Raw genomic sequence first — 13,612 nt, 5'->3', positions numbered from 1 at the left:
AAAGTGTCCTAACGCCGATGCAGAGAACACCTTGTAATTAAGCGATTATCTATATTGTGAGATTGCACTTTTGCCACGAACAAGTCCCAGCAATAATTTCTTTTGCTCAGTCTGAAGTTTATGCGCACAATCCAGCAAATTCTTATTAACTTCTAACTCTTTGTTAATATAAGCGTTTTTATCATCTTTTTGCAAAGAGGGAAGGTATTCCAAGATCAATCTGTCTCGTTCTTGAACTAATTCCAGAAGACGTTGGCTATCCAGTTCTTCTGCGTCCAACAAATCGGAAATGGCCTGACAGTTTTCCATCAGGCTTGGTGGTGTTAAATCGTGTATTAGCTGGGGCTTAGTGTTCAAACTGCAGCTTGTCTTTTTTCACGCTGGGCGGCATATGCTTCCTGCTTCGCTGAATCAGGAATTTGCGCCCAGGCATTCTTAATTGGTAGCATGAGATTGATCACTTCATCAAGAATACTCAAGCTGTTCTGTATATTCGCGTCCGTCAGACGTTGCACCATATAGTCATAGAGCGCAAACAGGTTGTCCGAGATCTCTGACTTGATTGACATATCTAATGTGTCACGCAAATTCAAACAAATCGCAACGGCTCTGGAGATGTGTTCCGACTTATTTTCATATTCTTTACGCTCAATCGCCCCTTTAGCATAAGCCATTCGTTCTAGCGCACCTTGCATCAACATAAGCGTAATTTTATGTGGATCAGCAGAAGCCAACTCTTGTTTCAAGTTGCCTTTCTTGTATGCGTGAATACCTTTAAGAGCCATTAATCAATCTCCAATCTAGTAACCCAAGGACGCCATAAGAGCATTACCTGTACGATTTAACTGAGATACAGTCTGATCCAGATTGAGATATTTATCACGTTGGATCTGCTCAAAGTTCATCATTTGTAACTCAAAACGAGCTCTTTCATCTTCCAGATTATCCTTCTCGTCTTTGTAGTTCTGCTCGCGCGTCCGGAGCAATCCACCATATTTAGTGAACTCTCTTATGTAATCATATAAGTTTTTAGCGATGCCATCATTAGAATCAGTAAACAATTTGGCAACTTCATCGAAGTTTTCTTCCAATGCCGTTTTCATGCGTTCTTCGCCGCTTCCCAAGCCAAATTCATCAATTGCGGAAATTTCCAGTTTTCCTTTATCAGTAAAACCAACACCAATTGAGAACAATGTTCCCAATGCAGAAGCTGGTACCTTATTGCTGATAATATTTGATAGCTGGGTTTGCAAACCACGCACCATGAAATCACCAGCCAAAGCACCATCATCTTCCAGCTCAGATTGACCGTACTTGGTTAAACGACCGATTTCATCCATTAGAGTGTTGTAATCATCAACAAAATCTCTAATTTTGGACTTCATTCCATCTTTATCGTTACCAATGGTTAATTTTGACGCGGTATCTGGTGTACCGTCATTATTCGCGTCAGGTGATAACGCTGTCGCTTCAAAAGAAACGTTTTGAATGACGTTTTCAAATTTATTGGTGCTACTTTGAACAGCGATACCGTCAATTGTCGCGGTTGCATTGGCGGCATCTTTCTTCAGACCATTGGTATTCAAATTACGGTCAATGGTTTCGGTAGAATCAGTGCTGGTAACACGATCCAAATCAGCCAAATCGTTATTATTAACAACGATCAGGTTGTCATTGGCTCCAGTCAGCGAGGAGTTATACACCAGCTTGGCACCAGCAGCAGTACCAGTATCAATGATACTTGCAGTAACCAGCGGTGTTAAACCATCGGACTGTAAATTATTCGAAGAGGAATTAATTGCATTTGCCAACTGTTGCAATGACATGCCGGCAGAAACATTGACACTAAAGGTATCGGTCGACGTTCCAAATTTGAAACTAATCGAGCCTGAACCCGCAGAAAGGACTGACGAACTGGTATTAGCAAAGTCACCATCGGTACTTTCGTAACGGGTTCCTTTTGCTAATCCAGTTATAACTACATCATAAGAAGCTTCCAACGCACTTGTTGACGCTTCAGCAGTAAAGGGGCCATCATCCCCCTCACCCAAATTGAGTGAACTGGGATGATCAATCTGAGGTTTTCTGGCATTCAAGTTATAGTCATTTCTCAACTCATCAACTGAATCTTCAAAATCACTTAACTTGGACTGCAATGAGCCAATACCAGAAATAATGGCATCCAAAGATTCTTCTTTCTGGTTAAGACGTTCTTCTTTTGGTTTACGCTCAGCTTCGATTAACTGTGTAACCAAATCATCTAACGCAAGACCTGAACCGACACCTAAACTTTGGATACCCATGACTTACCTCGTTAATTAAACCTCTTTATTGAACAGAACTCCTACAGCTGCACCCACATCGGTTTGAAGCTCTCGAATTTTTTCTGACAACCTCAGCACCTCTTCTGAGGGAATTTGTCGAATCAATTCTCCAGTTTCAGAATCCGTTACTTTTACAACGGATCGATTGGACTCCTCGCTAAACGAGAAATTCAGATTTCTGTTCTGCGCTTGCACAAATTCGCTAACTTCTCCAACTGCCGTTTCAATATCCTCTTGAGGAGCAGTTGATACATCGTTCTTACCATTTATATCGGCATTTGTGTTCAGAGTATTAACAGAATTTATAGAAACGTTAGTTCCTTTATCTTCCGGCTTTTGCTCTTGCACAACACGATGATTATTAGCAATTTGTTGGCTAGCTACAGCACTAGCAAGCTGGCTTGTTTGTGAAAACTCAACATCCATCTTTCACCTCCCCCTTAATTGAACTTTAGAGGATGACAAAATAAAGGCAAAAGAAGGCCACTATAATTAAGTATAGTAGCCTTGCCAACATTCATGATACTAACCTGATTTCCAGCTAGCCTTATCCAAGCAAGGATAATGCCGACTGTGGTCTCTGGTTAGCCTGACTCAATACCGAGATACTCGCCTGTTGTACGATTTGGTTTCGCGTTAACTCAGCGGTCTCTACGGCAAAGTCAGTATCACGGATACGTGAACGTGCGCCAGACAGGTTTTCAGATACGTTCGACAAGTTACGAATCGTAGACTGGAAACGGTTTTGCAAGGCACCCAAATCCGCACGTGTACTACCAATGGTAGAAATAGCCGCATCAATAGAAGCAATCGCTGCTGATGCACCTGCAACAGTCGCTACTGTTGTATTAGCCAATCCCAAACCAGAAGCACCGTAGCCACCTGAACGGGAAATGTTTACTGAAATAGTTTGACCAGCATTCGCACCAACAAGGAACGCAGCTGAGAAAGAACCATTCAAGATGTTGTTGCCCGCAAATTGAGTGTTTTGTGCTACACGGCTGATTTCAGCTTTAAGTGCAGATACTTCTGTTTGAAGCGCTGTACGGTCAGCAGAAGAGTTGATACCGTTTTGTGACTGAACAGCCAATTGTCTGATACGTTGCAAACCACTTGTAACCTCGCTCAATGCACCTTCAGCAGTTTGTGCCAAAGAGATCGCATCGTTTGCGTTACGAACAGCCTGGTTAAGACCCTGGATTTGAGACGTCATACGATCCGTAATTTGCAAACCTGCAGCATCATCAGCAGCACTGTTAATACGGAAGCCTGAAGACAATCTTTCAAAAGAAGTGCTTAATTGTGTTCCAGAGTTGAACAACTGACGTTGTGCATTCAAAGAAGACACGTTGGTGTTTACATATAAACTCATGATAATACCTCCTGAGAACTGAATCGGATGACACCTCTATCATCACAGGTCAGTTCGCCTAATATTCAACATCCGAAGATGTCGCCTCACTAGTAAACTGTTATTATTGAATCCAGCTACCTCTAACTAAATTCAAACAGTTAAAATACCCCTCAGCTATAGTTATCGACGCCCACTAAAGATTCTTTAGGAAAAAAATCAAAAAAATTTAAATATTTTTATCTTTATGTTTTTAAAGGAGTTTATTTAATGATTTTAGTGAGTTTGAGGACCACACCAGAAAATCGACATTGACAGGTATTAATGACTTGGCAGATATTTAAAAAAGAATTTAGTGAATTTTTGTTGTTTTGAAACTTTGGCACGATACCTGCTTTATTATTTTCGTGAACAAGTTGAATCGGTCACAACAACAAAAATTTGACAGTAAGACAATGTGGCTCCCGAATGTGAATCCTTGCACATTTAAGATTACGGAAGATTTGAAGGGAAATGATGGGAATACGGACGTAAAAAAGCCGGGTCAAATGACCCGGCCAACTTGCTCACGTTAGGAGTTCGAGCAAAAAATCGGTTCTAGTCCGGCTAGCAGGTATAAAGAATTTGAAACTGGCCTCTCAACCTACTTCTACACTCTTAATCCTGTTGGCCGGCGTTTCCGGGGTTGGCCTCTCACTTCCACCCTTATAGGAAACGCCGTGTTGGCTATTAACCCAGAAGACTCAACGCAGCTTGCGGTCTTTGGTTAGCCTGGCTCAGCACAGTTGTACTCGCCTGTTGTAAAATCTGATTTCTCGTTAATTCCGCTGTTTCTACCGCAAAATCGGTATCTTTGATACGTGATCTAGCAGCCGATACGTTTTCGGAAATACTACTCAAGTTTCTAATTGTAGACTGAAAACGGTTCTGTATCGCACCTAAATCTGCTCGTTTACTACCAATCGTCGATATCGCGGCGTCAATCGAAGCTATGGCAGCCGAAGCTCCTGGTGCAGTGGCAACGGTTAAGTTCGCCAAACCTAATCCAGACGCTCCAAATCCACCGCCCGAGCGAGAAATATTAACGCTGATAGACTGACCGGCGTTTGCGCCAACCAGGAAAACAGCCGAATACGTTCCATTAAGAATAGTGACACCTGCGAACTGAGTCGTCGAGGAGATTCGACTAATTTCTGCTTTTAATGCCGATACCTCTTTCTGCAGTGCCAATCTATCGGCAGATGAGTTAATACCATTTTGCGACTGCACCGCCAACACACGAATACGTTGCAATGCTGTAGTAGTTTCAGCCAGTGCACCTTCTGCGGTTTGCGCCAAAGAAATGCCGTCGTTCGCGTTACGCACAGCTTGGTTCAAACCTTGAATCTGTGCCGTCATACGGTCTGAAATCTGTAGACCTGCTGCATCATCTTTTGAACTGTTAATTCTGAATCCTGAAGACAAACGTTCAAATGATGTACTTAATGAATTGTTGCTATTAAATAACTGTCTGGTCGCATTTAGTGACGATACATTGGTATTTACATATAAGCTCATGGCTTTTCTCCTAACGTTTTTACCTTGATTTTGTTATTTGTTTTATTCAAGGTTGCTCAGTTTTTTTAATTGTTGGCACACTATGTGCTTTTTAGTTTATGTCTGACGGTTTTCTGACAGACAATTAGCTGGGCATTTAAACAACAAAAGCCTATGCTAAAAGGGAGCGTTTGCTCTGGCTGACTTACAGGATTGATGGCCTAATACCTCAATACCTCACTACCTCCTGGCGTTGGTTCTGTGAGTCAGCTGTTACCCCAGAAGCCACGGAATAACCCGGCAATCCTTGCCTCAATACATAGTCTTTAAAAAATGTCCGGTAATAAAACGCTTGCGATCTTTAGTCAGGTGCAGCTTTTCCCCGTTATTTGCTACCCAACTTTTCCTTTTATTTTTCGATAGTTACTGTATTTCCTTACACCGTAACTATCGTTCAAGGAAGCTGTCTATCTGGATTAACCACCCAGTAGACTTAATGCCGCTTGTGGTCTTTGATTCGCCTGACTCAGCACCGTTGTACTCGCTTGTTGCAAGATTTGGGTACGGGTCAATTCTGCCGTCTCGACGGCAAAGTCTGTATCTTTGATGCGAGATCTTGCCGCTGATACGTTCTCTGAGATGCTGCTCAGGTTACGAATGGTTGATTGAAATCTGTTTTGAATTGCACCAAGGTCTGCACGAACACCGCCGATAACAGAGATTGCACTATCAATTGCGGTGATTGCTGCCGATGCACCTTGCGCTGTCGCTACCGTCGTATTGGCCAATCCCAAACCGGATGCACCATAACCACCACCAGCACGAGAAATATTGACGCTAATTGACTGGCCTGCGTTGGCACCTACCAGGAATACAGCAGAATAAGCTCCATTCAGAATAGTCACACCGGCAAATTGAGTTGTTGAAGCAATACGGCTGATTTCAGCTTTTAATGCAGACACTTCTTTTTGTAGTGCCAAGCGGTCGGCTGATGAGTTGATACCGTTTTGTGATTGAACTGCCAACACACGAATACGTTGTAAAGCAGTAGTTGTTTCAGATAACGCACCTTCTGCGGTTTGCGCTAGCGAAATACCATCATTTGCGTTACGAACAGCCTGGTTTAAACCTTGGATTTGGGCAGTCATACGGTCTGAAATTTGTAGACCAGCTGCGTCATCTTTTGAACTGTTGATTCTGAAACCAGAAGATAAACGTTCAAATGCTGTACTTAATGCAATATTTGAATTGAACAATTGGCGTGTCGCATTCAACGACGACACATTAGTGTTTACGAATAAGCTCATTTTTGTTTCTCCTAACGATTTTTATAAGCAACAGACCAATTGTTATTTTTGTTTGTGGTCTGGTTGATAAGGTCTGGTTTTTATTGTTTTTTTATTGACTCTTATCTTGGCTCTGGCTTGTTATTTTTGTTAATTGCTCAGTGCCTTTGCTCTATGTATCGTCGAGAAGCAAAAATTACTTTAGAAAAAAAATAAGTTTTTTTGAATAGTCTTATTTTTCAATTAGTTATAAATAATATTTTGTAGCCTATTGGTGATTAATTTGGTGTATTTTTCTTCTTTTCAGTTCGTTTTTTAAAAGGTTGGCCGGGGATTTTCCCCGGCCTATGCTCACGATTGGAGTGAGTGAGCGTTGCTCTGTTCTGTCTGACTTTTACCTCTTCCTGAAATCTACCTCCTGGCGTCCTCAGTTCAGACAGAACTTTTAATGAGCGATTATCCTAACAATGACAATGCAGCTTGAGGACGTTGGTTCGCCTGACTCAATACAGTTGTACTGGCTTGTTGGATGATCTGGTTACGAGTCAACTCAGCAGTTTCAGTTGCGAAGTCAGTATCACGGATACGTGAACGAGCGCCTGATACGTTTTCAGAGATGTTACTCAAGTTACGAATAGTAGACTGGAAGCGGTTTTGCAGCGCACCCAAGTCAGCTCTGGTAGCTCCGATAGTAGAAATCGCTGCGTCGATAGAAGCAATCGCGGCAGAAGCACCAGCATGAGTCGCAACGGTAGTGTTAGTCAAGCTCAGACCAGAAGCACCGAAGCCACCAGTACGAGACAAGTTAACAGAAATAGTCTGACCTGCGTTTGCACCAACCAGGAAAGCAGCAGAATAGCCACCACTTAGTACGTTAACGCCTGCGAATTGAGTTGTTTGTGCAACACGGCTGATTTCTGCCTTGATTGCTGATACTTCTTTTTGCAAAGCCAAGCGGTCTGCAGAAGTGTTGATACCATTTTGTGATTGAACAGCTAGTTGACGAATACGTTGTAAGCCATTTGTTACCTCACCTAACGCACCTTCAGCAGTTTGCGCAAGAGAAATAGCATCGTTCGCGTTACGAACAGCTTGGTTAAGACCTTGAATTTGAGAAGTCATACGATCCGTGATTTGCAAACCAGCAGCATCGTCTGCAGCGCGGTTAATACGGAAACCTGATGATAATCTTTCGAATGAAGTGCCTAAAGCATTTCCAGAGTTGAATAATTGACGCTGTGCGTTCAATGAAGATACGTTGGTATTTACATATAAACCGGACATAACTGTCCCTCCTACACTCTTAATCTCCCAGTGCTTTTCTAAATATACACTGGTACCTGACGATAATAATCGTCATATGGTTAATAAAAACAGTAAGTTACCTAATAGTATTTACTGTCACTGGCTCTCTCGCTTAGGTTATCGACGCAGCCAGATTTCCCTTTAGTAAAAAATCCAAAATTTCTTCATCTGTGAATTTTTCAAGTGCCAATTTTCTGACTATTAAGGAAGATAAATGCCTGATAACATGCGGCTTATCGAGCAATTTAAATTGCGTAAAAAAGATCTGAAAAAATGAAAATAGAGTGGGTAAAATCGATCTGGCAATCACCTCGCCACAATGCATTTACCGATTTATGTGAATTCAAAAATGAATATTTCTGTTGTTTTAGAGAAGCAACAAATCACATTAGCGCAGATGGCAGAATCAAAATTCTGACTTTGGACGAAGAAGGCGACAAAATTTGGTCTGATACTTTAACTGTTTCCAAAGCCGATTTAAGAGATCCCAAACTAACCATTGCTCCTGATGGTCGTTTAATGCTCATCAGCTATGCGCGATTTGCTGATGAAGAAAATCGTACTCGATGGACGCGTTCAATGGTTTGGTACTCAGTGAATGGCAAAAGCTGGTCACAACCTCAATTTTTCGGCCCAAGCTACTGGTGGCTTTGGCGCTTGAGATGGTATACCAACAATGCTTATGGACTGGCTTACAACAGAGTAGAGCAAGCACTGGATTTATATGCCGGCGTTCCAGGAAGAACATTTGAACTCAAAAAAGCCTCAGTAATGAGCTTACAAAAACATGGCCTTGGCTATCCAAATGAATCAGATATCCATGTTGATAACGACGGTGTCATGTATGCTTTGATCCGCAGAGATGCTGATTCTTGTACAGCGCAATTAGGCCGTTCAAAGCCCCCTTATACTCAATGGCAATGGCAAGATCTTGGTGAATACTATGCCAGCCCGGTAATGCAACCGCTTAACTCTAACACCCTGTTAGTATCCGGCAGACAATGGTTAAATCGTCAACCAAGAACCGTGGTTTCAACTCTTGAATTAGATTCTGGAAAATTGACACGTCAACTGATACTTCCTTCCGCTGGCGACAATGCCTATCCAGGTTTGGTTATCCATGATGACCATGCTTTGCTGAGCTACTACTCCACTCATGAAAATCAGCGCTGCCAGATCTATTTAGCCAAATTAAAATTAGAAAACGATTAGAAATAAGGAGATGGCAAGGAATGTCCTTGCCATCGCCACTCACAATCAATTTATTTATTTGAATAATGTGCGTAACTGCTTGGCTGCGGTCACCATATTTTGCAAAGCAGGTATCACTTCTTCCCAACGACGAGTTTTCAAACCACAATCAGGATTGATCCAAAGCTGTTTCACCGGCAGTTTTTCTGCCGCCTTTTGCAGTAGAGAAAGCATCTCTTCCACGCTTGGAATATTAGGTGAATGAATATCGTATACTCCCGGGCCAATATCATTGGGGTACGAGAAACTATCGAAAGCGTCCAGCAATTCCATATCGGAACGGGAAGTTTCTATGGTAATCACGTCAGCATCCAGGCGTGCGATGGATTCAATGATATCGTTAAATTCGGAATAACACATATGAGTGTGAATTTGGGTGTCGTCTTCCACACCATTGGCGCACAAACGAAAAGCATCAACCGCCCACTGTAAATACTCATGCCAATCGGATTTTTTCAGCGGCAATCCTTCTCTTAGTGCCGCTTCATCTATCTGGATCATACGAATCCCCGCCGCTTGCAAATCCTGTACTTCATCACGAATAGCTAATGCAATTTGCTTACAGGTATCAGCTCTCGGTTGATCATCTCGCACAAAAGACCAGTTAAGAATAGTCACAGGCCCCGTTAACATACCTTTCATGGGTTTGTCGGTAAGCGACTGCGCATATCGAGTCCATTCAACCGTCATGACCTTCGGACGAGAAACATCTCCAAAAATAATGGGCGGCTTAACGCAACGGGAACCATAGGACTGAACCCAACCAAACTGGCTAAACACAAATCCATCCAGTTGTTCACCGAAATACTCAACCATGTCATTACGTTCGGCTTCACCATGAACAAATACATCCAGATCCAGTTCTTCCTGTTTCTGAATGCAATCATCAATTTGTGATTCGATGAAAGACTTGTACTCAGCTTCGCTCAATTCTCCTCGTTTAAAATCTCGACGAGCGCGACGGATCTCTTTGGTTTGCGGAAAAGAACCGATCGTTGTTGTGGGAAAACGCGGCAAGTTAAAACGAATATCCTGTTTTTCTCTACGCACATCATAGGTACTTTGGCGCTCATAATCAGCAGAACTGACATTTTGCATACGATGTTGCACAACCGGGTTATGAACTCTGGAAGAACCTTTACGTAACGCAATGGCTTCAGCGTTATCAGCCAGCTCTACTGCAACCGATTGCCGCCCTTTTTTCAACGCTTTTCCCAAAATACACAGCTCTTGAAGCTTCTGTTTTGCAAAGGCTAACCACTGCTTAATGTCTGGTTCGATATGTTGCTCAACATCTAAATCAACCGGAACATGCAGTAATGAACAGGAGGGCGCTAGCCAAAGCTGGTTTTGTCTTTTCAGAGCAATAGGCTCGACCCAATCCAGTATTTTGTTGAGATCCGATTTCCAGATATTGCGTCCATCAATCACACCCAGCGATAACACTTTGTCATTAGATAACGCATTTAAAACATCCTCGACAGAATCTCGCCCACGCACTGCATCAATGTGTAATCCAGCAACGGGCAATTGCGTCGCTAATTCAAGGTTGTCGCCCAAATCACCAAAGTAAGTCGTTAATAGCAATTTAGGGCTTGAATGACTGAAGCATTTATAAGCGTAGCGATATGCCAACTTCCATTTTTCAGACAGCTCCAGTACCAGAACAGGCTCATCCATTTGTACCCAGTCAACGCCAATTCGAACCAGCTTCTCCAGTAATTCGGAGTAGACAGTAATCAAGGGTTCCAATAGCGACAACGGATCAATATCATCCTTTGCTTTACTCAAATATAGATAAGTCAAAGGCCCAAGCAAAACGGGTTTCACTTCATAGCCTTGGGAACGTACTTGCTGAATATTCTTGATCAGCGCATCGGCATTTAAGGTGAAACGAGTGTCAGCAGACACTTCCGGCACAATGAAATGATAGTTGGTGTCAAACCACTTTGTCATTTCCCCTGCGGCAGTATTGCAACAAGCGCCATCCGCTGGAGCTCTGCCTCTCGCGGCACGAAAATAACTATCTATTGACGCTTCATTATCTCGGATAAAACGAGAGGCTATATTTCCCAACAAGAAACTATGATCCAACACGTGGTCATACAAGGAAAAATCGCCAACAGGCACAAAATCCAGATTCGCCTGAAGTTCAATATTCTCATGACTAATTTGGTTACTCACAAGCAGCAATTCTTCAAGCGAACTTTCGTTTTGCCAATACTTCTCAACTGCAAATTTCAATTCTCTGTTTGCCCCAATTCGAGGAAACCCCAGGTTATGTATTTTGGTCATTATCTACTCCGCCAGTTATTTTTCTCCTATGCTAGCGAGCTCAATTCATGTATAAAAATGGTATATTTTCAGAATCCCATGAATTTCATTCATAAATAATGTTAGAACGTTACCATTTATCCATTTTGCAAAGTGTTGTGAAAACCGGCACTGTGACTGAAGCAGCGGAAGAGCTGCATTTAACTCAATCGGCATTAAGTCATGCCATCAAAAAGCTCGAAAACCAATTAGGTATGAAAGTCTGGGAAAAACAGGGAAGAACATTAAAGCTGACTCAGGCAGGAAAACTCATTCTTTCTTTGGCAAATCGAATTAATCCTCAATTTGAACAAGCCGAATTGTTGTTAAGTCAAATCGCTAAAGGTCAGCGAGGTCTTTTACGCATCGGAATGGAATGCCACCCTTGCTATCAGTGGTTATTGAAAGTGGTAGAGCCGTTTCTGAAAAAATGGCCAGACGTAGAAATGGACGTAAAACAGGAATTTCAGTTTGGAGGCATGGGAGCACTGCGAGGATATGAAATTGATTTGCTGGTAACGCCCGATCCTTTGTTCAAACCGGGCGTCGATTTTATTCCCGTATTTGATTATGAACATCAACTTGTGGTTGCCAGGGATCATCCTTTAGCCGATAAACCTCATGTACAACCTCACGATTTAATCAATGAAACGCTCATTACTTATCCGGTAGAACCTTCTCGGTTAGACATTTTCAGTCGTTTTTTAGTGCCTGCCGGATGTACAGTCAAAAAGCATAAAATCATTGAAACCACTGAAATCATGCTGCAAATGGTTGCAGCCAACAGAGGCGTAGCGGCACTCCCCGGATGGTTAATTCGCGATTACGCAAAACAAATGAATATTCAGGGGATACGCTTTGGCGAAGAAGGTATTCATAAACAAATATTTTTAGGGATAAGAAATGAAGACAGGCAAGTGGATTACATCAACGATTTTATTCAAATGGCGGGATTAGAATTATTAGCTTGATAGTAAGCGCTATCTTACTATCAAGCTATAAGCAAAAACTGATTAAATATAATCAAACAAAGAAAGCTGCGTCACTCGAGAAAATGTCGCCTGAGCAGCCTGCAACGCGGTTTCCTGTTTACTTAATTCAGAAACCGCAACGGCATAATCGACATCTTCAATGTCAGAACGCGCTGATTTATTGGCGATTTCCAAATCCAGATTAGATTTAAGTACCGATTCCGCCACATTCAAACGTCCACCTACCGCAGAATTGGCGTCTGCCACCGCTTGCAAGGCGTTATCCAAACCGACAATGACATCATCCAGTGCCGCAGCATAATCGGAATCCGAGATATTGGCATCGTTTAATGCAATGTAGAAATCGTTTAATGTTTCAGCAATATTCTTTTTCTCTGGTTGCTGCAATGTAAACTCGACCGTTTGCCCTGCCGTTGCCGTTACATCAAATTCCAGACCTTTGAAGGTAAATGGTTGACCTGAAGTAAACGCCACAGAACCCACCGCAGCACCAGTGCCCACATTAATAAAATCAACCTGGTTACCCGCACCATTTACCGTTCCTCGATAAACGTTATTGGCTGCCGTAACTGCGTCGTAATTGGTCTTGTGGAAAAAATCAAACGAGCTCTGCTGAGTGATCTTCATACTTGAAGAACCCGCCGTTCCTCCCGTAATATTACCTTTCAAACGAGCTAACACATCTTCGAATACCACTTTGCCAGAATCACCACTTTCGACACGCACAGTGTTGGAAATCTGAATTTCATTTTGACCATCGTCGCCCTGAAACTGGTATTTATTTCCAGCAGCGGTGGCATCATAAATGAAAGCCGGAGAGTCAGACTGAAAGCCTGCGAAAATGTATTCACCGTCAGCATTTCGACTATTCATCAAGTCAAATATCTGATCTCGGATTTGACCAATCTCAATGCCCAGTGCTCGTCTGTCTTCAATGGTATTGACACCATTACCGGCCTGGATCGCAAGTTGACGAGTACGAAGCCCTGCCTCGGTAACACCACTAAGAATGGCTTCTTCCTGGGATAAGGCATTTTCGAGCAATGTATTATTCTTTTTAAACTGTTCGATACGATCCAATTCTTCGGTAAGGCGTACTACCTGCGCAGCACCAACAGGATCATCCGACGGGCGAAGTAGCTTTTTCCCTGAAGAAAGTTGCTGCTGAATATCAGACAAATCACCCTGATTATCCAGGATGCCCTGAATACTTCTGTCAAATAACTGATTTGTTGAAATACGCATAACGCTTTA

12 protein-coding genes are annotated in these 13,612 nt (G+C 42.5%); 2 read left to right on the top strand and 10 right to left on the bottom strand.

Translation table 11 applies throughout. The features are described from left to right. Positions 1-45 precede the first annotated feature (45 nt). From KIH87_RS03795 to KIH87_RS03760, 8 genes are all read right to left on the bottom strand, one after another. Positions 46-357, bottom strand: coding sequence for a hypothetical protein (locus KIH87_RS03795; protein WP_232360206.1), 312 nt, complete (start codon positions 355-357; stop codon positions 46-48). After that, positions 354-785, bottom strand: a complete 432-nt coding sequence (gene fliS / locus KIH87_RS03790) for a flagellar export chaperone FliS (RefSeq protein ID WP_232360205.1) — start codon at positions 783-785, stop codon at positions 354-356. The genes KIH87_RS03795 and fliS overlap by 4 nt, the downstream gene beginning before the upstream one ends. 15 nt (positions 786-800) lie before the next feature. After that, positions 801-2,303 carry a flagellar filament capping protein FliD gene (gene fliD / locus KIH87_RS03785; protein WP_232360204.1) on the bottom strand — a complete coding sequence of 501 codons (1,503 nt, stop codon included), beginning with the start codon at positions 2,301-2,303 and terminating at the stop codon, positions 801-803. Positions 2,304-2,318: 15 nt separating this feature from the next. Then, complete coding sequence (locus KIH87_RS03780; protein ID WP_232360203.1) at positions 2,319-2,750, bottom strand: flagellar protein FlaG; 432 nt, start codon at positions 2,748-2,750, stop codon at positions 2,319-2,321. Positions 2,751-2,871: 121 nt separating this feature from the next. Beyond that, the gene (locus KIH87_RS03775; RefSeq protein WP_232360202.1) at positions 2,872-3,696 is read right to left on the bottom strand and encodes a flagellin N-terminal helical domain-containing protein; all 825 of its coding nucleotides are present in this window, start codon (positions 3,694-3,696) and stop codon (positions 2,872-2,874) included. Positions 3,697-4,404: 708 nt separating this feature from the next. Continuing rightward, the gene (locus KIH87_RS03770; protein ID WP_232360201.1) at positions 4,405-5,232 is read right to left on the bottom strand and encodes a flagellin N-terminal helical domain-containing protein; all 828 of its coding nucleotides are present in this window, start codon (positions 5,230-5,232) and stop codon (positions 4,405-4,407) included. A gap of 455 nt (positions 5,233-5,687) precedes the next feature. Continuing rightward, positions 5,688-6,518, bottom strand: coding sequence for a flagellin N-terminal helical domain-containing protein (locus KIH87_RS03765; protein WP_232360200.1), 831 nt, complete (start codon positions 6,516-6,518; stop codon positions 5,688-5,690). Between the two features lie 435 nt (positions 6,519-6,953). Continuing rightward, positions 6,954-7,781 carry a flagellin N-terminal helical domain-containing protein gene (locus KIH87_RS03760; RefSeq protein ID WP_232360199.1) on the bottom strand — a complete coding sequence of 276 codons (828 nt, stop codon included), beginning with the start codon at positions 7,779-7,781 and terminating at the stop codon, positions 6,954-6,956. Between the two features lie 294 nt (positions 7,782-8,075). Here KIH87_RS03760 and KIH87_RS03755 point away from each other — a divergent pair, with 294 nt between their 5' ends. Beyond that, a complete protein-coding gene (locus KIH87_RS03755; RefSeq protein ID WP_232360198.1) occupies positions 8,076-9,014 on the top strand; it encodes a hypothetical protein in 939 nt (312 codons plus the stop codon). Between the two features lie 54 nt (positions 9,015-9,068). Here the strand turns inward: KIH87_RS03755 and metE are convergent, their stop codons facing one another. Next, a complete protein-coding gene (metE, locus tag KIH87_RS03750) occupies positions 9,069-11,348 on the bottom strand; it encodes a 5-methyltetrahydropteroyltriglutamate--homocysteine S-methyltransferase (protein ID WP_232360197.1) in 2,280 nt (759 codons plus the stop codon). Positions 11,349-11,446: 98 nt separating this feature from the next. Between metE and KIH87_RS03745 the strand changes: the two genes are divergently transcribed. Continuing rightward, a complete protein-coding gene (locus KIH87_RS03745) occupies positions 11,447-12,337 on the top strand; it encodes a LysR family transcriptional regulator (protein ID WP_232360196.1) in 891 nt (296 codons plus the stop codon). 42 nt (positions 12,338-12,379) lie between these two features. On the opposite strand, the gene flgL is transcribed toward KIH87_RS03745, so the two are convergent. Beyond that, positions 12,380-13,603, bottom strand: coding sequence for a flagellar hook-associated protein FlgL (flgL, locus tag KIH87_RS03740; RefSeq protein WP_232360195.1), 1,224 nt, complete (start codon positions 13,601-13,603; stop codon positions 12,380-12,382). Positions 13,604-13,612 lie beyond the last annotated feature (9 nt).

Origin of the sequence: Paraneptunicella aestuarii, assembly GCF_019900845.1 — a bacterium.
Taxonomy (GTDB): Bacteria; Pseudomonadota; Gammaproteobacteria; order Enterobacterales; family Alteromonadaceae; genus Paraneptunicella; species Paraneptunicella aestuarii.
The sequence above is the reverse complement of the archived record's forward strand: the minus strand, read 5'-3'. Positions and strand labels throughout refer to the sequence as shown.

What these genes read in the sequence shown, in the direction of transcription:
- fliS (WP_232360205.1), bottom strand. Translation starts at nt 785, where the DNA reads ATGGCTCTTAAAGGTATTCACGCATACAAGAAAGGCAACTTGAAACAA.
- fliD (WP_232360204.1), bottom strand. Translation starts at nt 2,303, where the DNA reads ATGGGTATCCAAAGTTTAGGTGTCGGTTCAGGTCTTGCGTTAGATGAT.
- KIH87_RS03780 (WP_232360203.1), bottom strand. Translation starts at nt 2,750, where the DNA reads ATGGATGTTGAGTTTTCACAAACAAGCCAGCTTGCTAGTGCTGTAGCT.
- KIH87_RS03775 (WP_232360202.1), bottom strand. Translation starts at nt 3,696, where the DNA reads ATGAGTTTATATGTAAACACCAACGTGTCTTCTTTGAATGCACAACGT.
- KIH87_RS03770 (WP_232360201.1), bottom strand. Translation starts at nt 5,232, where the DNA reads ATGAGCTTATATGTAAATACCAATGTATCGTCACTAAATGCGACCAGA.
- KIH87_RS03765 (WP_232360200.1), bottom strand. Translation starts at nt 6,518, where the DNA reads ATGAGCTTATTCGTAAACACTAATGTGTCGTCGTTGAATGCGACACGC.
- KIH87_RS03760 (WP_232360199.1), bottom strand. Translation starts at nt 7,781, where the DNA reads ATGTCCGGTTTATATGTAAATACCAACGTATCTTCATTGAACGCACAG.
- KIH87_RS03755 (WP_232360198.1), top strand. Translation starts at nt 8,076, where the DNA reads ATGAAAATAGAGTGGGTAAAATCGATCTGGCAATCACCTCGCCACAAT.
- metE (WP_232360197.1), bottom strand. Translation starts at nt 11,348, where the DNA reads ATGACCAAAATACATAACCTGGGGTTTCCTCGAATTGGGGCAAACAGA.
- KIH87_RS03745 (WP_232360196.1), top strand. Translation starts at nt 11,447, where the DNA reads ATGTTAGAACGTTACCATTTATCCATTTTGCAAAGTGTTGTGAAAACC.
- flgL (WP_232360195.1), bottom strand. Translation starts at nt 13,603, where the DNA reads ATGCGTATTTCAACAAATCAGTTATTTGACAGAAGTATTCAGGGCATC.